This is a genomic window from Streptomyces sp. NPDC002784 (genome assembly GCF_053592135.1).
This window is the reverse complement of the sequence record NZ_JBSFVD010000007.1, coordinates 234,786-254,626: the sequence shown is the minus strand read 5'-3', so window position 1 is coordinate 254,626 and position 19,841 is coordinate 234,786. Positions and strand designations below refer to the sequence as shown.

General features: G+C 72.9%; 17 protein-coding genes. 9 read left to right on the top strand and 8 right to left on the bottom strand.

What is annotated here, in order from left to right:
* Window positions 1-75 precede the first annotated feature (75 nt).
* Window positions 76-624 (top strand): GlcG/HbpS family heme-binding protein, encoded by a 549-nt coding sequence (locus tag ACWD1Z_RS16675; RefSeq protein ID WP_451119281.1) that lies wholly within the window; start codon window positions 76-78, stop codon window positions 622-624.
* 21 nt (window positions 625-645) lie between these two features.
* On the top strand, window positions 646-1,788 hold the full coding sequence (locus ACWD1Z_RS16670; protein ID WP_451119279.1) for a beta-propeller fold lactonase family protein: 1,143 nt from the start codon (window positions 646-648) through the stop codon (window positions 1,786-1,788).
* Here ACWD1Z_RS16670 and ACWD1Z_RS16665 read toward each other — a convergent pair.
* Window positions 1,785-2,804, bottom strand: coding sequence for an esterase-like activity of phytase family protein (locus ACWD1Z_RS16665; protein ID WP_451119277.1), 1,020 nt, complete (start codon window positions 2,802-2,804; stop codon window positions 1,785-1,787). The two genes, ACWD1Z_RS16670 and ACWD1Z_RS16665, sit on opposite strands and share 4 nt — an antisense overlap.
* A 48-nt stretch (window positions 2,805-2,852) precedes the next feature.
* A complete protein-coding gene (locus ACWD1Z_RS16660) occupies window positions 2,853-3,695 on the bottom strand; it encodes a serine hydrolase (protein ID WP_451119275.1) in 843 nt (280 codons plus the stop codon).
* 120 nt (window positions 3,696-3,815) lie between these two features.
* Here ACWD1Z_RS16660 and ACWD1Z_RS16655 point away from each other — a divergent pair, with 120 nt between their 5' ends.
* Together ACWD1Z_RS16655 and ACWD1Z_RS16650 are read left to right on the top strand one after the other, a co-directional pair.
* A complete protein-coding gene (locus tag ACWD1Z_RS16655) occupies window positions 3,816-4,205 on the top strand; it encodes a hypothetical protein (RefSeq protein ID WP_451119273.1) in 390 nt (129 codons plus the stop codon).
* Window positions 4,206-4,376: 171 nt separating this feature from the next.
* A complete protein-coding gene (locus tag ACWD1Z_RS16650) occupies window positions 4,377-5,180 on the top strand; it encodes an endonuclease I family protein (protein ID WP_451119341.1) in 804 nt (267 codons plus the stop codon).
* A gap of 1 nt (window position 5,181) precedes the next feature.
* Here the strand turns inward: ACWD1Z_RS16650 and ACWD1Z_RS16645 are convergent, their stop codons facing one another.
* Genes ACWD1Z_RS16645 through ACWD1Z_RS16635 form a run of 3 tightly spaced genes read right to left on the bottom strand, consistent with a single transcriptional unit; the run spans window position 5,182 to window position 9,350 of the window.
* Window positions 5,182-6,870: a thiamine pyrophosphate-binding protein gene (locus tag ACWD1Z_RS16645; protein ID WP_451119271.1), complete on the bottom strand. Its 1,689-nt coding sequence runs from the start codon at window positions 6,868-6,870 to the stop codon at window positions 5,182-5,184.
* Window positions 6,867-7,835, bottom strand: a complete 969-nt coding sequence (gene speB / locus ACWD1Z_RS16640) for an agmatinase (RefSeq protein ID WP_389415872.1) — start codon at window positions 7,833-7,835, stop codon at window positions 6,867-6,869. Before speB ends, ACWD1Z_RS16645 begins: the two co-directional genes overlap by 4 nt.
* A 54-nt stretch (window positions 7,836-7,889) precedes the next feature.
* Entirely contained in the window at window positions 7,890-9,350 is a 1,461-nt protein-coding gene (locus ACWD1Z_RS16635) for a sodium:solute symporter (RefSeq protein WP_451119269.1), read from the bottom strand.
* A 193-nt stretch (window positions 9,351-9,543) separates the two neighbouring features.
* Between ACWD1Z_RS16635 and ACWD1Z_RS16630 the strand changes: the two genes are divergently transcribed.
* Window positions 9,544-11,631 carry a helix-turn-helix domain-containing protein gene (locus tag ACWD1Z_RS16630; RefSeq protein WP_451119267.1) on the top strand — a complete coding sequence of 696 codons (2,088 nt, stop codon included), beginning with the start codon at window positions 9,544-9,546 and terminating at the stop codon, window positions 11,629-11,631.
* 62 nt (window positions 11,632-11,693) lie between these two features.
* Window positions 11,694-12,482: a phosphatase gene (locus tag ACWD1Z_RS16625; RefSeq protein WP_451119265.1), complete on the top strand. Its 789-nt coding sequence runs from the start codon at window positions 11,694-11,696 to the stop codon at window positions 12,480-12,482.
* 21 nt (window positions 12,483-12,503) lie between these two features.
* Here the strand turns inward: ACWD1Z_RS16625 and ACWD1Z_RS16620 are convergent, their stop codons facing one another.
* The 3 genes from ACWD1Z_RS16620 to ACWD1Z_RS16610 form a co-directional block, all read right to left on the bottom strand.
* Window positions 12,504-13,382: an acyl-CoA thioesterase gene (locus ACWD1Z_RS16620; protein ID WP_451119263.1), complete on the bottom strand. Its 879-nt coding sequence runs from the start codon at window positions 13,380-13,382 to the stop codon at window positions 12,504-12,506.
* A gap of 34 nt (window positions 13,383-13,416) precedes the next feature.
* On the bottom strand, window positions 13,417-14,574 hold the full coding sequence (locus tag ACWD1Z_RS16615) for an acyl-CoA dehydrogenase family protein (protein ID WP_389415866.1): 1,158 nt from the start codon (window positions 14,572-14,574) through the stop codon (window positions 13,417-13,419).
* Window positions 14,575-14,666: 92 nt separating this feature from the next.
* Entirely contained in the window at window positions 14,667-15,266 is a 600-nt protein-coding gene (locus tag ACWD1Z_RS16610) for an SACE_7040 family transcriptional regulator (RefSeq protein WP_451119261.1), read from the bottom strand.
* A gap of 85 nt (window positions 15,267-15,351) precedes the next feature.
* Between ACWD1Z_RS16610 and ACWD1Z_RS16605 the strand changes: the two genes are divergently transcribed.
* Genes ACWD1Z_RS16605 through ACWD1Z_RS16595 form a run of 3 tightly spaced genes read left to right on the top strand, consistent with a single transcriptional unit; the run spans window position 15,352 to window position 19,836 of the window.
* Window positions 15,352-16,968, top strand: a complete 1,617-nt coding sequence (locus tag ACWD1Z_RS16605) for a carboxyl transferase domain-containing protein (protein WP_451119259.1) — start codon at window positions 15,352-15,354, stop codon at window positions 16,966-16,968.
* Between the two features lie 19 nt (window positions 16,969-16,987).
* Window positions 16,988-18,910, top strand: a complete 1,923-nt coding sequence (locus ACWD1Z_RS16600) for an ATP-binding protein (RefSeq protein ID WP_451119340.1) — start codon at window positions 16,988-16,990, stop codon at window positions 18,908-18,910.
* Complete coding sequence (locus ACWD1Z_RS16595) at window positions 18,907-19,836, top strand: hydroxymethylglutaryl-CoA lyase (RefSeq protein ID WP_451119257.1); 930 nt, start codon at window positions 18,907-18,909, stop codon at window positions 19,834-19,836. The genes ACWD1Z_RS16600 and ACWD1Z_RS16595 overlap by 4 nt, the downstream gene beginning before the upstream one ends.
* The last annotated feature ends 5 nt before the right edge of the window (window positions 19,837-19,841 follow it).

The window sequence follows — 19,841 nt, the reverse complement described above, 5'->3', positions numbered from 1 at the left end:
GCCCCGGATCCGGGCCCAGGCTGGATACCGCAAGCACGTATCGCCCTCCCCGTCGATCACAGGAGTTGCCGAGCCATGAAGAAGTTCTCCCGTCGTGCCCGTGTCGCCACCGGCGGCGCCGTCCTCGCCGCCGTCGCCGCCGGCACCTTCGGTACCGTCTCCGCCAACGCCTCCGCGCCCCAGGCCGCGCAGGCCCGGCCCGCCGCGGTGAAGTCCTCGGACACCTTCACCTCCACCCACCTGTCGGTCTCGGCGGCGACCGAGGCGGCCGAGGCCGTGCTGGACGCCGCGAAGAAGGAGAACCAGCGGGTATCCGTCGCGGTGGTCGACCGCAACGGCAACACCCTGGTCACCCTGCGGGGCGACGGCGCGGGCCCGCAGTCGTACGAGTCGGCGGTGAAGAAGGCGTTCACCTCGGTGTCCTGGAACGCGCCCACCTCCGAGCTGGCGAAGCGGCTGGAGACCACGCCCAACCTCAAGGACATCCCCGGCACCCTGTTCCTCGGCGGCGGTGTCCCGGTCACCGCGAACAACGCGCCGATCGCGGGCATCGGTGTCGCGGGCGCGCCCTCCGGCGACCTGGACGAGAAGTTCGCCCGGGCCGGCGTCGCCGCCCTGGACTGAGCGCCCCTTCCGGGTACCGCAGTGAAGCGCCTGCTGCCGGCCGCGCTGGCCGTCGCCCTGCTCACCGGGTGCGCGGCGACGCGGGCCGGCTCGCCACCCACCGCCCCGACACGTGCCGAGAGCGCCACGCGCGCCCCGACACCGGCCGAGACCGCCGCGCCCGCCCCGCCGCGCCCCGGGGCCGCCACCACCGCCGTGGCCGGGCTCCTGGTCGCCGACTTCGGCGCCGACACCGTCACCTTCGTCGACCCGGACCAGGGCCCCACCGGCTCCGTGCGGGCCGGGACCGCTCCCTACGGGCTGGTGGTGGGGGCGGACGGGCGGGCCTGGGTCGCCACGGCGGAAGGGGTCGCGGTCGTCGACACCCGGACCCGTGAGCGCCTGGCCCTGGTCCGGTACGCGACGCGGGACCTCGGCGCCCCGGCCCACGGCGAGTACCGCGGCGGCGGCATGGGCATCGCGCTGGCCCCCGACAGCGAGCACCTCTACGTCGGTGTCCACGTGCCGGACGGCGACGGGGTGCTGGAGGTCATCGACACCCGCACCCTGAAGGTCACCGGCACCGCGGACACCGGCCGCCGCCCCTTCGACGTCGACGTCTCCCCGGACGGACGGCACGTCTACGCCACCGGCCACGACTCCTTCGACGTCACCGTCGTCGACACGGCCACGCTTCACACGCGCCGTGTCGAGGTCGCGCCCTACGGCACGGAAGGCGGCCTCGGCTCCTGGCTCAAGCCGCACTACGCGGCCGTACGGCCGTCCGACGGCCGGCTGTTGCTGCCCTTCGAGGGCGAGAAGCTGGTCGTCCTCGACCCGGTCAGCGGCCGCTCGACGGTTCAGCGGATGACCGCCCGCACCCATCAGCACGGGACCACCGTCACCGCCGACGGCACGCTGCTCGTCGTGGGCACGGGCGCGGTGGGCGGGGACGGCCGGGGGCCCTCCCTGACCGTCCGGCGCCCGGACGGCCGGGAGAAGGTCATCCCGCTCGACGGCCCCCACGAGGACGTCGTGGCCGACGGCCGCACGGCCTACGTCACCGGCGGCTTCACCCGCGACGGCTACTGGAACGGCCTCACCGTCGTGGACCTCGGCACCGGGGACACCCGTCGGCTGCCCGCCGGGGAGCGGCCGTTGGGGATCGCCGTACTGCCGGGCTAGACGCGCACCCGCAGGAAGTAGAACCGGGTCGTCTGGGCCGGGTTCTGGTTGTCGTCGCCGGCCAGCAGGACCTTCAGCGCGCCGCCCTTCGCGCGGCCCGTGACCGTCATGGCCTCGATGTTGTCGAGCAGCGGATTGGGCTGCGGCTGCTTCGCCGTGGCGCCGAGGTCGGGGCAGGCGGCGAGGTCGGCCAGCAGCGTCTTCCTGATCAGCCGTACGCCGTCCTGGCCGGTGAGGTTCTCGGTGCCGGAGGTGTCGCTCGCCCGGCGCGGGTCGGCGAGGTAGAGGCGGACGGTGTTGCCGACGCCGGCGGTGAAGCCGCGCTCCAGGACCAGGAGCCGGCCGTCGGACAGCGCGGTGACCTCCGGGACGCCGAGGCCGGTGTCGGCGCGGTAGCCGTACTGGGCGGCGAGCACGAAGGCGCCCTGGTGCCGGTCCCAGGTCTGGAAGCGGACGAGGCCGGCCGAGTCGCCGGACAGGGCGTACTCCATGGACGCGAGCAGCCCGCCGCGGAACCGGGTCAGGCCCTCGAACGTGCCGTTGGGCACGGCCCGTCCGGCCGGGGCGACCCGGAGCGCGTCCGGCACCGGGAGCCGGTCCAGGATCGTTCCGTCGGCGGCGTGGCGCCGGACGGCCGGTTCCCCCTCGGTGCTGATCAGCCGCGTGCCGTCGCGGTCCACGACCAGGCCCTCGGAGTCCAGGGCGGCGCCGTTCTCGTCGGCGAGCGGGACGACGGAGCGCGGCGCGAGCGTCCTCGCGTCCAGGGAGAACAGCGCGGAACGGTCGGACACGGCGGCGAGCGAACCGTCCCGGTCCACCGCGAGCGCGGAGAAGTTGCCCACGTGCGTGCCCTGGTACGTCGTCTTGTCGAGCGCGTCGGAGAAGCGGTCGACGGAGACGTACGGCGAACAGGTGTGGTGCTGCGGGCCGGCCGCGGAGGAGGGGCCGGCGGCGGTCAGGCAGGTGGCCGCCGCCAGGGCCGCGGTGGCGGTGGAGAGTACGGTTCGCATGCGCATGGGCGTCACCGTAGGGCGGGTCGGTGAAGGGCGGGAGACCGCCAGGAGTCAACTCGCGGCGAGATCGCGGTGGATGACCTTGGCGACGCCCTGGATGGTGGTGATGCCGTAGTTCATCGTGCTGTTGCCGTGGGTCAGGACGGTGATCATGTAGTCGCGGCCGCCGCCCTTGAAGGTGCCGACACTGTGCACCCGCCAGCCGCGGGTGGCCCGCTGCAGCCAGCCGTTCTTGACGTGCACGATGACGTCGGAGGGCGCTCCGTAGGGGGTGCCCCAGCGCTGGGACGAGATCACGTCGCCCATCAGCTTGCGGACGTACCAGCGGGAGTCGTCGGTGAGCACGGCGTTCCTCGCGGTGAGCAGCTTCATCAGCTTCTGCTCGTCGGTGACGGTGATCTGGGTCAGGCCCCAGTAGCCGTTGGCACCGGGCTTGGTCTGGGTCATGCCCGCCGCGGCGAGGAAGTTCTTCACCTTGGTGACGCCGAGCTGCTTCCACAGGGTGGTGGTGGAGGCGTTGTCCGACTTGGTGATCATGGCCGTGGCGAGGGACTTCTCCCGGCTGGTGAGGGCCCGGCCGGTCTTCTGCGCGTCCCACAGCAGGGTGGCGAGGACGGTGACCTTGACGACGCTGGCGGAGTCGTAGGCGGTGCCGGCGCGCAGGGTGCAGGTGGTCTTGGTGGACCGGTCGTACAGTCCGACGGCGATGGTGCCCTTACGGGTCGCCAGCGCGGCGGTGATGTCCTTCCTCAGCTTCTCGGCGAGCCCGGCCTTGGCGGACGTGCAGCCCACGGCGGGCGGGGTCGCGGCGGTCGCGGGGGTGACGGCGGCCACACACGCGAGAAGCGCCCCGCCCGCCACCCATCGGGCACGTCTGGATATGGGGTGAGTCATGCCCTGCGTGACTCATGGACCCGGGGCAATGGTTGTAGGCGTTGGGCAATGGTTGTACGAACCGTTACCGCGGCGTGGCGAAACGGCGACTCTGATGGCGTCCCGCACGTTCTGGGTGCTGTGCGGCGTGGGCGCCCAGCTGCCCTGGCCGCCTGTGGCGCCTGCCAGGCGGTCGCGGTGGCGGCGGTGCTGTGGCCCGGCGCGGAGGCGGGCTCGCGCGAGATCACCGAGGGGCACGAGAGCGCGACCGTGTCCGTCCTGTGCCTGCTGTGGATCGTCGGCGTGTTCCCCACCGGGGCGGTGCTGATGCTGACCGGCCACGACACCGACGGAACCGAGTTCCAGGCCGTGTTCCTGGGCGGCACCGCCTTCATGCTGTCGTCGATCGCGGGCCTGATCACCGCGGTGGCCCTCGCGGGCCGCGTGCGCCCGAGCGATGAGGCCGGCGGCGCGCCCGGTGTGTCCGGCCTGCCCGACATCGACGACGGAGGCGGTGGCGGCGGGGACTGAGGGCCAGGTCACCGGCCGGGGCGCCCTCGCGGGCTGACTCGCGTGGACACGCCCCGGTTTGCCGTTTCAGGTCACCCAATGGACACGCGACGTCCATTTACACCGCCGCATGTCCATGTCACTCTCCCAAGTGCCGCCTCCATTCAACCCGCGTAGATGGGACTCCCCCTCATGCTGGCGACACGCATACGCCGCTGGAAGCCGTTGGCCCTCGCCACCGCCACCGTCCTGGTCGGACTCAGCGCCCCCGCCCTCACCGCGACCCCCGCCGCGGCCACGACCACCGCTTACGACAGCACGTACTACAAGAACGCCGTCGGCAAGTCCGGTACGAGCCTCAAGAGCGCGCTGCACACCATCATCAGCCCCCAGACGAAGCTGTCGTACTCCGCCGTCTGGGAGGCGCTGAAGGTCACCGACCAGGACCCGAACAACAGCAACAACGTGAAGCTGCTGTACTCGGGCATCTCCCGCAGCAAGTCGCTCAACGGCGGCAGCACCGGCAACTGGAACCGCGAGCACGTGTGGGCGCAGTCCCACGGCGACTTCGGCACCTCCGCCGGCCCCGGCACCGACCTGCACCATCTGCGCCCCGAGGACGTGCAGGTCAACAGCGTCCGCGGCAACAAGGACTTCGACAACGGCGGCAGCGGCTTCACCAACTCCGGCGGCAGCCTGACCGACTCCAACTCCTTCGAGCCCCGCGACGCCGTCAAGGGCGACGTGGCCCGCATGATCCTCTACATGGCCGTCCGCTACGAGGGCACCGACAGCTGGCCCGACCTGGAGCCCAACGACACCGTCACCAACGGCAGCGTGCCCTACCACGGCCGGCTGTCGGTCCTGAAGGCCTGGAACGACGAGGACCCGCCGGACGCCTTCGAGGAGCGCCGCAACCAGCTCATCTACACCAACTACCAGGGCAACCGGAACCCGTTCATCGACCACCCGGAGTGGGTCGAGGCGATCTGGTAGGTCACCCTCCGAGGTGCGTGGGCGCGAACATGCGCAGCACCGCCGGGAGCACGACCACCGAAGGGCCGGGCGCGGAGAGCGCCTTGGCCAGGTCCGCCTCCAGTGTCTCCGGGGTGGTCCGCACCCCGGGGACGCCGAAGGACTCGGCCAGCGCCACGTAGTCCGGGCGGGTCAGCTCGGTCGCCGTGGGCCGGCCGAACGCGTCCGTCATGTACTCGCGCAGGATGCCGTAACCGCCGTCGTCGACGATCAGCCAGGTGACGTTCAGGTCGTACTGGCGGGCCGTAGCCAGCTCCGCGATGGAGTACAGCGCCCCGCCGTCGCCCGAGACGGCGAGCACCGGGTGGGTCGGGTCGGCCGCCGCCGCGCCCAGCGCCGCCGGGAAGCCGTAGCCGAGGCCGCCGGCGCCCTGGGCGGAGTGCATCCGGTTCGGGCCCTTGGCGTCGAAGGCCGACCAGGCCCAGTACGCCAGGATCGTCATGTCCCAGAAGGACGGCGAGTCGGCGGGCAGGGCGTTGCGGACGGAGGCCAGTACCTGCTGTTCCAGGGTGAGTTCCTGGGCGGCGATGCGCTCGCCGACCCTGGCGAGCAGCGCCCGCACCCGGTCGGGCGCCGAGGGGTCGGTGCGCTCCGACACCGTCTCCAACAGCGCCTGCAGCGCGAGCCGGGCGTCCGCGTGGATGCCGAGCGCCGGATGGTTGGACTCCAGCTTGCCGAGGTCCGCCTCGATCTGGACGACCCGGCCGCGCGGCTTGAACGTGTGGTAGTTCGAGGAGAGTTCGCCCAGTCCCGAGCCGACCACCAGCAGGACGTCCGCGTCCTCCAGGAAGTCCGTCGTGTACCGGTCCTCGATCCAGGACTGCAGGGACAGCGGATGCGTCCACGGGAAGGCGCCCTTGCCGCCGGGCGTGGTGACCACGGGGGCCTGCAACACCTCCGCCAGCCGCCGCAGCTTGCCGCTCGCGTCCGCCCGTACGACTCCCCCGCCCGCGATGATCGCCGGCCGGGCCGCCTTCGACAGCAAGTCGGCCGCCACCGCCGTCAGTTCGGGCCGCGGCGGCAGCTCCTCGGGGAAGGCGTCGCCGCCCGTCACCACCGGAATCGCCGTCTGGGCGAGCAGCACGTCCTGCGGGATCTCCACCCACACCGGCCCGTGCGGGGCGGTCAGCGCCGACTTCCAGGCCGCCTCGACCGCGGACGCGATCTGGGACTGGGTGCGCACGGTGTGCACGGACTTCACCACGCCCCGGAACGAGGCCGCCTGGTCGGGGAGTTCGTGCAGATAGCCGTGGCGTCCGCCGCCCAGACCCGCGGTGGGGACCTGGCTGCTGATCGCCAGCACCGGCGCCGAGGCGGCCGCCGCCTCCTGCAGCGCCGCCAGCGAGGTCAGCGCGCCGGGGCCGGTCGACAGCAGCAGCGGCGCCGCCTCCCCGGTGATCCGGCCGTAGGCGTCCGCCGCGAACCCGGCGTTGTTCTCCACGCGCAGGCCCACGTAGCGCAGGTCCGAGCGGCTCAGCGCGTCGAACATGCCGAGCGCGTGCTGGCCGGGGAGGCCGAAGACGGTGGTCGCCCCGAGCGCGGCCAGCGTCTCCACGACCAGGTCTCCGCCGTTGCGTCCGGGGGGAGGGTTCAGCGCGGCCTCCGTCTGGGCGGCGGTGGGGCGGAGTACCAGGTCGTGGTCGTGAGTCACTTCGCGCGGGCCTCTGCAATCTGGCGGGACATGATGGTGGTCAGTTCGTACGCCGTGTGGGACGCGGCCACCGACGTGATCTCGGCGTGATCGTACGCGGGCGCCACCTCGACGACGTCCGCCGAGACGAGGTGGCAGGAGGCGAGTCCGCGCAGGATCTCCAGCAGCTCGCGGGAGGTCATGCCGCCCGCCTCGGGGGTGCCGGTGCCGGGCGCGTGCGCCGGGTCCAGGCAGTCGATGTCGATGGAGATGTACAGCGGGCGGTCGCCGATGCGCTGGCGCAGCTGGTCGGCGATCTCGTCGGCGCCCCGGCGGTAGACGTCGGCGGAGGTGACGATGCCGAAGCCCATCTTCTCGTCGTCGGTGAGGTCCTGCTTGCCGTACAGCGGACCGCGGGTGCCGACGTGCGAGAGGGCCGAGGTGTCGAGGATGCCCTCCTCCACCGCGCGCCGGAACGGCGTGCCGTGCGTGTACTCGGCGCCGAAGTAGGTGTCCCAGGTGTCGAGGTGGGCGTCGAAGTGGAGCAGGGCGACGGGCCCGTGCTTCTTGGCGACGGACCGCAGCAGCGGCAGCGCGATGGTGTGGTCGCCGCCCAGGGTCATCAGCCGGGCGCCGGTGCCGAGCAGGTCGTCGGCGGCGGCCTCGACGGTCTCGACGGCCTCGTTGATGTTGAACGGGTTCACCGCGATGTCGCCGCCGTCGGCGACCTGGGCCAGCGCGAACGGGGACGCGTCCTGCGCGGGGTTGTAGGGGCGCAGCAGCCGCGACGCCTCGCGGATGGCGTTGCCGCCGAAGCGGGCGCCGGGCCGGTAGGAGACACCCGAGTCGAAGGGCACGCCGATCACGGCGACGTCGGCGGTGCCGACCTCGTCCAGGCGCGGCAGCCGGGCGAAGGTCGCGGGTCCGGCGTAGCGCGGGATGCGCGAGGAGTCGACGGGGCCACGGGGCGTCTCGTTGCTGCTCATGGGGAACTGCCTTCTTTCCTACGCTTCGTCGCGTATGTGCATGTGTCTACGACTCTACTGGTGAGCCGGGGCGGGTTCGGACACGAGTTCGGGGGTCCGGCCGGCGAGGCGTTCGCGCCAGGCGGCGAGGACGGCCGCGTCGGTGGGCTTCGTCATCAAGGAGACGGCGAGGTAGGCCGCGAGGGAAGACAGCAGGCCGTAGTAGACGGGTTCGTTGGCCAGGATGCCGTGGGTCGCCATCAGGCCGACGACCGCGACTCCGCCGACGATCACCGCGGCGAGGGCGCCCTGCGCGGTGCCGCGCTTCCACAGCAGCCCGCCGAGGATCGGCACGAGCAGTCCGCCGACGAGGAGGTTGTAGGCGACGGTCAGCGCCTCGACGACGTTGTTCAGCACGATGGCCGTGGCGATCACCGCGACACCCATGATCAGGATGAAGGCGCGGTTGCCCCGGACCTCGTCGTGCTCCTCGGCGGATCCCTTCGCCAGGCCCCGCAGCCGGGACCAGATGTCGTTGTTGGCGACGGTGGCGCAGGCGATGAGGGCGCCGGAGGACGTGGACATCACGGCGGCCAGGGCGGCGGCCAGCACCAGGCCCCGCACACCCATGGGCAGCTCGTCCTTGACGATGGTGGCGAAGGCGTCGTCGGCGTTGGCCAGGTTCGGGTAGAGCACCTTGGCGGCGGTGCCGATGACGGCGCCGGCGAGGGCGTAGACGAGACAGTAGGTACCGGCGACCGTGCCGCCCCACCGGGCGGTCCGGTCACTGCGGGCGGTGAAGACGCGCTGCCAGATGTCCTGCCCGATGAGCATGCCGAACGTGTAGATGAGCACGTACGTGAAGATCGTCTCGCCGCCGATGCCCAGCGGGTCGAAGTACTCCGTGGGCAGCTGGGCCTTCATCTCGCTGAACCCGCCGGCCTTGACGACGGCGATGGGCAGCAGCAGGAGCAGGACGCCGATGGTCTTGACGACGAACTGCACCATGTCGGTGAGGGTGATCGACCACATGCCGCCGAGCGTGGAGTAGGCGACGACGATCGAGCCGCCGAGGACGATCGCGAGCGTGCGGTTCATGTCGAAGAGCACGTCGAAGATCGTGGCGTAGGCGATCGTCGAGGTGACGGCGAGCATGAGGGTGTACGCCCACATGACGACACCCGAGATGACCCCGGCCCGGCCGCCGTAGCGCAGGTCGAGCATCTCGGAGACGGTGTAGACCTTCAGCCGGGCGATCCGGGCGGAGAAGAAGACGGAGAGGGCGAGCAGCCCGAGGCCGATGGTGAAGACCATCCAGGCGCCGGAGAGCCCGTACTGGTAGCCCAGGCCGACCCCGCCGATGGTGGACGCGCCGCCGAGGACGATGGCGGCCATGGTCCCGGAGTACATGGCCGGGCCGAGCCGGCGCCCGGCGACCAGGAACTCGCTCTTGGACTTGGCGCGGCGCATGCCCCACCAGCCCATGGCCAGCATGCCGGCCAGATAGACGACGATCACTGTGTAGTCGACGGCCATGGTGGGGCCTCCTTCGCACATCCCGGTGGCGTGTCGTGCAGATACGTGGGGGTGGGGACGTCGGCAGCGGCTCGCGGGGACATCCGCCCGTACCCGCGGCTGCCGGTCGGGACCGACACTAGGTGGCCGGAAAGCGACTGCGAAGTGTACGTTTCATCCATTGCGGCCGTACGGAGTGGAGGGAACGCACACCATGCCGGACCCGTCCGTCCCACCCACCCCGGCGGTGCCGCTGTCGGCGCTGCTGGCCCGCGAGGACCTGGCGCTGCGGCAGATCGCGGGCCCGACGGATCCGGACCTCGTGATCCACTGGGCGCACACGTCGGAGATGGCGGACCCGTACCCCTATCTGCTGGGCGGGGAGCTGCTGCTCACGGCGGGCGTCCACATCCCCGAGGCGGCGGGCTCGGGCACGTACTTCGACGACTACGTCTCGCGGATTCTGCAGGCGGGCGGCACGGCCCTCGGCTTCGGCCTGGCGCCGGTCCACGACACGGTGCCGCGCGCCCTGGTGGCGGCCTGCGAGTCCTACGGCCTGCCGCTCCTGGAGGTCCCGCCCCGGACGACGTTCTCCGGCGTGGCACGGGCGGTCTGGCAGCTCATGGCCCAGGCCCGGCTGGCCGAACTGCGCCGGGTGACGGAGGCCCAGCAGAGCCTGGCCGCGGCGGCGTCCCGCCCGGACCCGGTGCGCGCGGTACTGCGGCAGCTGGCCCAGCGGGTGGGGGGCTGGGCGGCCCTGTACGGCCCCGAGGGCACCGTGATCGCGTCGGCGGGCCGCGGGGCGGGGGCGGAGGCGGAAGGGGCGCTGGCGGATCTGGCGGAGGTGGTACGCCCCCGGAGCGCGGCCCCGACGGACTCGGCCCCAGCCACGGGCGCCCCATCGGGCACAGCCGCAGCCGGCCGCGCCGTAGGGGCCCCGCCCCACGAGCGCGCCCAAGCGGCACCCACCCCATCCGGAACAGCCACAGCCAGCCACGCCCCCGGCACAGCGCCCCGCGAGCAGGGGCAAGCGGTGCCTACCGCCACCGCCGCCACGTCTGCCCGGAGCAGTGCCGCTCCCCCGACCGCAGCCCCGCCCCGCGAGCAGGGGCAAGCGGCCCCTGCCTCCGTCACGCCCAACCGCAGCGCTCCCGCCCCCTCCGCCACAGCCCCGGCCGGTGGTGCCGGGGCACCACCCCGCGAGCAGGGGCAAGCGGCGCCTACCGCCACCTACGCCACAGCCCCAGGCAGCCGCACCCCCGCCGCAACCCCCCGCGAGCGCGGGCAAGCCGCACCCGCCCCAACCCCCGCCGCATCCCCGGGCAGCCGCGCCCCCGGGGCGGCGCCCCGTGAGCGTGGGCAGGCGGCCCCCACCTCCGCCACACCCGCCCGCAGCGGTACCGCACCCTCCACCACAGCCCCAGGCAGCCGCACCCCCGCCGCAACCCCGCCCGGCCGTGCCCCCGGCGCGGCGCCCACCCCCACCCCCGCCTCCGCCACCGACACCGTCGCCGGCACCCACCTCGCCGCCTACGCGCTGGCGCCCTCCCACGGCTTCGTCCTCGGTGTGGCCGCACCCCGGCGGGACCCCGCCGACCACACCATCGCCTCCGTCGCCGCCGTACTCCTCTCCCTGCTCACCGGGGAGCAGCAGAGCGGCACCGGAGCGGCCCGTACCTCCGCGCTCGTGCGGCTCCTCCTCGGCGCCGCCCCCGAAGCCGTCGCCCCCCTCCTGGGCACCGCCCCCTGGCTCGTCGTGCACGCCCGCCCCGACTCCCCCGCCTCCCCCGCCGCTCCCGACCCGGTGGCCGCCTCCGCGCTCGGAGCCGCCCTCGGCTCCCCCCTCGTCGACCTCGCCGGGGACGTCGTACGCGTCCTCGTCCCCGCCGCCCGCGAACCGGCCCCCCAGCCCGGCTGGACCCTCGGTGTCAGCGACCCGGCCACCCCCGCCGAGTGGCCCGCCGCGGACACCCGGGCCGCCCGCGCGCTCGCCCGCGCCCGCGCCACCCGCGCCCCGCTGGTCCGCCACGGCGCCCGCCCCGGCCTCGCCGACCTCGTGCCGCACGACGAGGCCGAGGCCCACGCCCGTGCCCTCCTCGCACCGATCGCGCACCCGCCGGCGCTCGTCGACACGCTCCGCACCTGGCTCTCCCTGCACGGAAGTTGGGACCGGACCGCGGTCGCCCTCGCCGTGCACCGCAACACCGTCCGCCAGCGCATCGCCCGCTGCGCGGCCCTGCTCGGCGCCGATCTCGACGACCCGGACGTCCGCATGGAGCTGTGGTTCGCGCTGCGGCAGTGACCCGCGTCCCAGCGTCCGGGACACCCGGCGCGTCCCCGGGGGTCTGCCCCACAATGGGACACATGCCGATACCCGGGACACCCAGCCGAGCCGAGCTCGTCGAACACCTCGTCAGAACCCGTATCGCGGGCGACGTAGCCACTCCCCGCGAGAACAACCTCTCCCATTACCGCAAGCTCGCGAACGGCGACCGCAACTTCTGGCTCGGCCTGGAGCTGGGTGACCGCTGGACCGACGAGCAGGACGTGCTCGCGGTGATGGCGGAGCGGGTCGGGGTGAACGACGACCCCGAGTACCGGTACGGCCAGGACACCATCGACCCCGAACTGACGGTCGCCGCGCTGGAGCGGATGGCGGGCCGGCTGCGCAAGGCGGCCGACGGCGGCCAGCGGGTGCTGTTCGCCACCGGCCACCCCGGCGGCCTGCTCGACGTGCACCGCGCCACCGCCGCCGCCCTGCGCACGGCCGGCTGCGACATCGTGGTGATCCCCGACGGGCTCCGGACGGACGAGGGGTACGTCATGCAGTTCGCGGACGTGGCGATGCTGGAGCACGGCGCCACGCTGTGGCACACCCACTCCGGGGAGCCGATGAAGGCCATCCTCACGGCCCTGGAGCGGCACGGCAGCCCGCTGCCTGACCTGGTCGTCGCCGACCACGGCTGGGCGGGGTACGCGGGACAGCACGGCGTCGACTCGGTCGGTTACGCCGACTCCAACGACCCGGCCCTCTTCCTCGCCGAGTCGGAGGGCACCGTCCAGGTGACGGTGCCCCTCGACGACCACGTGGTCAGCCCCCGCTACTACGACCCGATGACGGCGTACCTGCTGGCGGAGGCGGGACTGGCGTAGGGCTCGGGTCCGGGAGGGCGGTCAGGTCCGGGGGGCGCGGACCACGCCCTCCTGGATGACCGAGACGGCCAGGCGGCCGTCCTGGGTGTAGATGCGGGCCTGGCCCAGGCCGCGGCCGCCGGAGGCCGACGGGGAGTGCTGGTCGTACAGCAGCCACTCGTCGGCGCGGAACGGCCGGTGGAACCACATCGCGTGGTCCAGCGAGGCGCCGACCACGTCGCCGACGGCCCAGCCGCCCCGGCCGTGCGCGAGCAGGACCGAGTCCAGCAGCGTCATGTCGGAGACGTACGTGGCGAGGACGACGTGCATCAGGGGGTCGTCGACCTCGCTGTCGAGCTTGCCGTTGGTGCGGAACCAGACCTGGGAGTGCGGTTCGCGCGGCTCGCCGAACCGCCCGAAGGGGGGCTCGTCGACGTAGCGCACGTCCACGGCGGCGCGGGCCTCCAGGAACTTCTCCAGGATGCCGCGGTCGAGATGGCCGTACCCCGTCAGCCGCTCCTCGGAGGTGGGGAGCGTGGCGGGGTCGGGGGCGCCGGGCATCGGGGCCTGGTGCTCGAAGCCCTGCTCCGGGCGCTGGAAGGACGCGGACAGGGCGAAGATCGGCTGCCCGTGCTGGACGGCGACCACCCGGCGGGCCGTGAAGGACCGGCCGTCGTTCATGCGGTCGACGGTGTAGACGATGGGCGCGCCGGGGTCGCCGATGCGCAGGAAGTACGCGTGCAGGGAATGGGCGAGCCGGTCCTGGGGGACCGTCCGCCCGGCGGCGACGAGCGCCTGGGCCGCGACCTGCCCGCCGAACACGCGCGGGACGACGGCGGACCGGGACTGGCCGCGGAAGATGTTCTCCTCGATCTGCTCCAGGTCGAGCAGATCGAGGAGATCCTGTAGTGCCTGGCTCATGTGAAGGTTGTACCGGCCGGTAATGTCCGGGACCTTACAGACCCATGTCCTTCGCGATGATCGTCTTCATGATCTCGCTGGTGCCGCCGTAGATCCGGTTGACCCGGTTGTCCGCGTACAGGCGGGCGATCGGGTACTCGTTCATGAAGCCGTAGCCGCCGTGCAGCTGGAGGCAGCGGTCGATGACGCGGTGCGCGACCTCGGTGCAGAACAGCTTGGCGCTGGCGGCCTCGGCCGCGGTCAGCTCACCGGCGTCCAGCGCCTCCAGGGCGCGGTCGGCGACGGCCTCGGCCGCGTCCACCTCGGCCTTGCAGGCGGCCAGCTCGAACTTGGTGTTCTGGAACGCGGCGACCGGCTTGCCGAAGACCGTGCGCTCGGTGACGTACTGCTGGGCGAACCGGACGGCGGCCTTGGCCTGCGCGTAGGCGCCGTAGGCGATGCCCCAGCGCTCGGAGGGGAGGTTGCTGCCGAGGTAGGAGAAGCCCCGGTTCTCCTCGCCCATCAGGTCCTCGGCCGGCACCTTCACGTCGACGAACGCCAGCTCGGCGGTGTCGGAGGTGCGCAGGCCCAGCTTGTCGAGCTTGCGGCCGATGGAGTAGCCCTCGGACTTGGTGTCCACGGCGAACAGGGAGATGCCGTAGCGGCGGTCCTCGGCGGTGGGCGCGGCGGTGCGGGCGCAGACGATCACGCGGTCGGCGTGGACGCCGCCGGTGATGAAGGTCTTGGAGCCGTTGAGGACGTAGTGGGTGCCGTCCTCGGAGAGCTTGGCGGTGGTCTTCATGCCCGCGAGGTCGGAGCCGGTGCCCGGCTCGGTCATCGCCAGCGCCCACATCTCCTCGCCGGAGACGAACTTGGGCAGGTAGCGCTTCTTCTGCTCGTCGGTGGCGAGCGACTTGATGTACGGCAGGGCGAGCAGCACGTGCACCCCGGAGCCGCCGAACTGGACGCCCGCGCGGGCGGTCTCCTCGTAGAGGACGGCCTCGAACTTGTGGGTGTCCAGACCCGCGCCGCCGAACTCCTCGGGCACGTTGATGCCGAAGACGCCCAGCTCGCCGAGCTGGTAGTAGAAGTCGCGGGGCGCCTGGCCCGCCGCGAACCACTCGTCGTACACCGGTACGACCTCGGCCTCGATGAAGGCGCGGATGGTCTCCCGGAACGCCTCGTGATCCTCGTTGAACACCGTACGGCGCACGGCCGCCACCTCCACCTGTGTCTAAGCGCTTGCTCACCTACCGTACCGGCGAGTATGAACACCCGTCCAGAGGAGCGGCCCCGTAACGCTCGTCACGCCTCCCCGCCCGCCGCGCCGAACGCCCCCCGGGCCATCCGGTGCAGCAGCCCGGCCGTCACCCCGCGCCCCGGCAGCGCGCCCGGCCGCCCCAGATGCGGCGTGGAGTTCAGCAGGCCGAAGACCGAGTGGACGGCCGAGCGGGCGGTGGGCTCGGTGAGCGCCGGGTAGACCTTGCGGACCACGTCCACCCACAGCTCGACGTACTGCCGCTGGAGCTGGCGGACCAGCTTGCGGTCGCTGTCGCGCAGGCGGTCCAGCTCGCGGTCGTGCAGGGTGATCAGGGGACGGTCGTCGAGCGCGAAGTCGATGTGGCCCTCGATGAGGGAGTCCAGGATCTCGTCGGGACCCCCGCCGTCGGCCTCCGCCAGGCGCCGCCTGGCCCCGGTCAGCAGCTGACCGCTGATGCCCACCAGCAGCTCCGCGAGCATCGCGTCCTTGCCCGCGAAGTGCCGGTAGAGGCCGGGGCCGCTGATGCCCACGGCGGCGCCTATCTCGTCGACCCCCACGCCGTGGAAGCCGCGTTCGGCGAACAGCCGCGCGGCCTCCTTGAGGATCTGCTCACGACGGGTGGGTGCGTCGGTTCTGGTGGCCATGCGCCAATTCTAGACAGGGAGGTTAGCGGTCGTTAACCTGAAGGAAATGCGTTAACGCTCATTAACAAGGTGAGGGGACCGCAGGATGCATGAGGCACCCGAGCTGACGAGTGCGGCAGATCCCGCGTCGGAGGCCTGGAAGGCCAATGAGGAGGCGCAGCTCGCGCTGGTGGAGGAGCTGCGCGCCAAGCTCGCCGCCGCCCGTGAGGGCGGTGGGGAGAAGGCGCGCGCCCGGCACACCGCGCGCGGCAAGCTGCTGCCCCGGGACCGGGTGGACACCCTGCTCGACCCGGGCTCGCCCTTCCTGGAGCTGGCGCCCCTCGCGGCCGACGGCATGTACGACGGACAGGCCCCGGCGGCGGGGGTGATCGCCGGGATCGGCCGGGTCAGCGGGCGCGAGTGCGTGATCGTCGCCAATGACGCCACCGTCAAGGGCGGCACCTACTACCCGATGACGGTGAAGAAGCATCTGCGGGCGCAGGAGGTGGCCCTGGAGAACCGGCTGCCCTGTCTGTACCTCGTCGACTCCGGCGGCGCCTTCCTGCCCCTGCAGGACGAGGTCTTCCCCGACCGCGACCACTTCGGGCGGATCTTCTACAACCAGGCCCGGATGTCCGGCGCGGGCATCCCGCAGATCGCGGCCGTCCTCGGCTCCTGCACGGCGGGCGGGGCGTACGTCCCCGCGATGAGCGACGAGGCCGTCATCGTCCGCAACCAGGGCACGATCTTCCTCGGCGGCCCCCCGCTGGTGAAGGCCGCCACCGGTGAGGTCGTCACCGCCGAGGAGCTAGGCGGCGGCGAGGTCCACGCGCGGGTGTCGGGCGTGACCGACCATCTCGCGGAGGACGACGCGCACGCCCTGCGGATCGTCCGGAACATCGTCGGCACCCTCCCCGCGCGCGCGGCGCTCCCCTGGCAGGTGCGGCCGGCCGCCGAGCCCAAGGTCGACCCCTACGGCCTGTACGGCGCGGTGCCCGCGGACCCCCGCACGCCCTACGACGTCCGCGAGATCATCGCGCGCGTGGTCGACGGCTCCCGGTTCGCGGAGTTCAAGTCCGAGTTCGGGCAGACCCTGGTCACCGGCTTCGCCCGGATCCACGGCCACCCGGTCGGCATCGTCGCCAACAACGGCATCCTGTTCTCCGAGTCCGCCCAGAAGGGCGCCCACTTCATCGAGCTGTGCGACCAGCGCGGGATCCCGCTGGTGTTCCTGCAGAACATCTCCGGGTTCATGGTCGGCCGGGACTACGAGGCGGGCGGCATCGCCAAGCACGGCGCCAAGATGGTGACGGCGGTGGCGACGACCCGCGTGCCGAAGCTGACGGTCGTGGTGGGCGGTTCCTACGGCGCCGGGAACTACTCCATGTGCGGCCGGGCCTACTCGCCCCGCTTCCTGTGGATGTGGCCGGGCGCCAAGATCTCCGTCATGGGCGGCGAGCAGGCGTCCTCGGTCCTCGCCACCGTCAAGCGCGACCAGCTGGAGGGGCGCGGCGAGCAGTGGCCGGCCGAGGAGGAAGAGGCGTTCAAGGCGCCGATCCGCGCCCAGTACGAGCGTCAGGGCAACGCCTACTACGCCACGGCCCGCCTCTGGGACGACGGAGTGATCGACCCGCTGGAGACCCGGCAGGTGCTGGGCCTGGCACTGACGGCCTGCGCCAACGCGCCCCTGGGTGACCCCCAGTTCGGCGTCTTCCGGATGTGAGGGGCATTTACCGATGACCATGTTCGACACAGTCCTCGTGGCCAACCGGGGCGAGATCGCGGTCCGCGTCATCCGCACCCTGCGCACCCTGGGCGTCCGCTCGGTCGCCGTCTTCTCCGACGCCGACGCCGACGCGCGGCACGTCCGGGAGGCCGACACGGCGGTCCGGATCGGGCCGGCGCCGGCGCCGGCGAGCTATCTGTCCGCGGAGCGCATCCTCGACGCCGCCGCCCGCACCGGCGCCCAGGCCGTCCACCCCGGCTACGGCTTCCTCGCCGAGAACGCCGACTTCGCGCGGGCGTGCGCCGCGGCGGGCCTGGTCTTCATCGGGCCGCCGGCCGAGGCGATCGCCCTGATGGGCGACAAGATCCGCGCCAAGGAGACCGTGCAGGCGGCCGGCGTCCCCGTCGTCCCCGGCGGACGCGACCCCGAACTGGCGCGGGCGGCCCGGGAGCTGGGCGCTCCGGTGCTGCTGAAGCCGAGCGCGGGCGGCGGCGGCAAGGGCATGCGCCTGGTGCGGGACCTCTCCGTGCTGGAGGAGGAGATCGCGGCGGCCCGGCGCGAGGCCGCGGCCTCCTTCGGCGACGACACGCTCCTGGTCGAGCGGTGGATCGACCGGCCCCGGCACATCGAGATCCAGGTGCTGGCGGACGGCCACGGCCAGGTCGTCCACCTCGGCGAGCGCGAGTGCTCCCTCCAGCGGCGCCACCAGAAGATCATCGAGGAGGCGCCGAGCGTCCTGCTGGACGAGGAGACCCGGGCGGCGATGGGCGAGGCGGCCGTGCAGGCGGCCCGCTCCTGCGGCTACCGGGGCGCGGGCACGGTGGAGTTCATCGTCCCCGGCGGCGACCCCTCCGCGTACTGCTTCATGGAGATGAACACCCGCCTCCAGGTGGAGCACCCGGTCACCGAGCTGATCACCGGCATCGACCTGGTGGAGTGGCAGCTGCGGGTCGCGGCCGGGGAGAGGCTCGCCTTCACCCAGGACGACATCACGCTCACCGGGCACGCGGTCGAGGCCCGTCTCTGCGCGGAAGACCCCGCCCGCGGGTTCCTCCCCTCGGGCGGCACCGTGCTGCGCCTGCGCGAGCCGCAGGGCGACGGCGTGCGCACGGACTCCGGGCTCACCGAGGGCACCGAGGTCGGCAGCCTGTACGACCCGATGCTGTCCAAGGTCATCGCCTACGGCCCCGACCGCGCGACCGCGCTGCGCAAGCTCAGGGCGGCCCTCGCGGAGACGGTGACGCTGGGGGTGCAGACCAACGCCGGGTTCCTGCGGCGGCTGCTGGCCCATCCGGCGGTGGTGGCCGGTGAGCTGGACACCGGTCTGGTCGAGCGGGACGCCGACGGGCTGGTCCCGGCCGACGTGCCCGAGGATGTGTACGAGGCGGCGGCCGCCGTACGCCTGGCGGCGCTGCGGCCCGAGGGCGAGGGGTGGACGGACCCCTTCTCGGTGCCGAGCGGCTGGCGCCTCGGCGGTACGCCCAAGCCCCTCGCCTTCCCCCTGCGAGTGGCCGGTGGTGACCCCGTCGAGTACGTCCCGCGAGGCACCCACACCGTCACCGGCGACCGGGTCTCCGTCACCCTCGACGGCGTCCGGCACACCTTCCACCGCGCCGCCGACTGGATCGGCCGGGACGGCGACGCCTGGCACGTGCGCGACCACGACCCGGTCGCCGCGTCCCTGACCCGCGCCGCCCACTCCGGCGCCGACTCGCTCACCGCGCCCATGCCCGGCACGGTGACGGTGGTGAAGGTCGCCGTCGGGGACGAGGTGAGCGCCGGTCAGAGCCTGCTGGTGGTGGAGGCGATGAAGATGGAGCACGTCATCGCCGCCCCGCACGCCGGCACGGTCGCCGAACTGGACGTCTCGCCCGGCACCACGGTCGCCATGGACCAGGTGCTGGCCGTGATCGCACCGCACGAGGAGGCGGCCCGGTGACCCTCCCGATGGCGGTCCCCGAACCCGGTCTGCCCGCCTGTGTCCGCATCCACGAGGTCGGCGCCCGGGACGGACTGCAGAACGAGAAGGCGACCGTTCCCACCGACGCGAAGGCGGAGTTCATCCGGCGTCTCGCCGACGCGGGCCTCACCACCATCGAGGCCACCAGCTTCGTCCACCCCAAGTGGGTGCCCCAACTCTCCGACGCGGAGGACCTGTTCCCCCGGGTGAGCCACCTCCCGGTGGACCTTCCCGTCCTGGTCCCCAACGAGCACGGACTGGACCGCGCCCTGGCCCTCGGAGCCCGGCGCGTCGCCGTCTTCGCCAGCGCCACCGAGTCGTTCGCGAAGGCCAACCTCAACCGCACGGTCGAGCAGGCCCTGGCGATGTTCGAGCCGGTCGTCGCGCGCGCGAAGGCCGAGGGCGTGCACGTGCGCGGCTATCTCTCCATGTGCTTCGGCGACCCGTGGGAGGGCCCGGTCCCCGTCGCGCGGGTCGTCGACGTCTGCCACGCCCTCCTCGGCATGGGCTGCGACGAACTGAGCCTGGGCGACACGATCGGCGTGGCCACACCCGGTCACGTCCGGGCCCTGCTGGCCGAACTGACCGGGCGCGGCACGCCCGTCGACCGGCTCGCCGTCCACTTCCACGACACCTACGGCCAGGCCCTCGCCAACACCTACGCCGCCCTCCAGCACGGCGTCACCACCGTCGACGCCTCCGCCGGCGGCCTCGGCGGCTGCCCCTACGCGAAGTCCGCCACCGGCAACCTCGCCACCGAAGACCTCGTGTGGATGCTGCACGGCCTCGGCATCGACACCGGGGTCGACCTCGGCCGTCTCGCCGCCACAAGCGAGTGGATGGCCGGCCGACTGGGCCGCCCCAGCCCGTCCCGCACCGTACGAGCCCTCTCCCACAAGGAGTGACCCCG

What these genes read in the sequence shown, in the direction of transcription:
- ACWD1Z_RS16660 (WP_451119275.1), bottom strand. Translation starts at nt 3,695, where the DNA reads ATGACTCACCCCATATCCAGACGTGCCCGATGGGTGGCGGGCGGGGCG.
- ACWD1Z_RS16620 (WP_451119263.1), bottom strand. Translation starts at nt 13,382, where the DNA reads ATGAGCCAGGCACTACAGGATCTCCTCGATCTGCTCGACCTGGAGCAG.
- ACWD1Z_RS16605 (WP_451119259.1), top strand. Translation starts at nt 15,352, where the DNA reads ATGCATGAGGCACCCGAGCTGACGAGTGCGGCAGATCCCGCGTCGGAG.
- ACWD1Z_RS16630 (WP_451119267.1), top strand. Translation starts at nt 9,544, where the DNA reads ATGCCGGACCCGTCCGTCCCACCCACCCCGGCGGTGCCGCTGTCGGCG.
- ACWD1Z_RS16600 (WP_451119340.1), top strand. Translation starts at nt 16,988, where the DNA reads ATGTTCGACACAGTCCTCGTGGCCAACCGGGGCGAGATCGCGGTCCGC.
- ACWD1Z_RS16625 (WP_451119265.1), top strand. Translation starts at nt 11,694, where the DNA reads ATGCCGATACCCGGGACACCCAGCCGAGCCGAGCTCGTCGAACACCTC.
- ACWD1Z_RS16635 (WP_451119269.1), bottom strand. Translation starts at nt 9,350, where the DNA reads ATGGCCGTCGACTACACAGTGATCGTCGTCTATCTGGCCGGCATGCTG.
- ACWD1Z_RS16650 (WP_451119341.1), top strand. Translation starts at nt 4,377, where the DNA reads ATGCTGGCGACACGCATACGCCGCTGGAAGCCGTTGGCCCTCGCCACC.
- ACWD1Z_RS16610 (WP_451119261.1), bottom strand. Translation starts at nt 15,266, where the DNA reads ATGGCCACCAGAACCGACGCACCCACCCGTCGTGAGCAGATCCTCAAG.
- ACWD1Z_RS16675 (WP_451119281.1), top strand. Translation starts at nt 76, where the DNA reads ATGAAGAAGTTCTCCCGTCGTGCCCGTGTCGCCACCGGCGGCGCCGTC.
- ACWD1Z_RS16665 (WP_451119277.1), bottom strand. Translation starts at nt 2,804, where the DNA reads ATGCGCATGCGAACCGTACTCTCCACCGCCACCGCGGCCCTGGCGGCG.
- speB (WP_389415872.1), bottom strand. Translation starts at nt 7,835, where the DNA reads ATGAGCAGCAACGAGACGCCCCGTGGCCCCGTCGACTCCTCGCGCATC.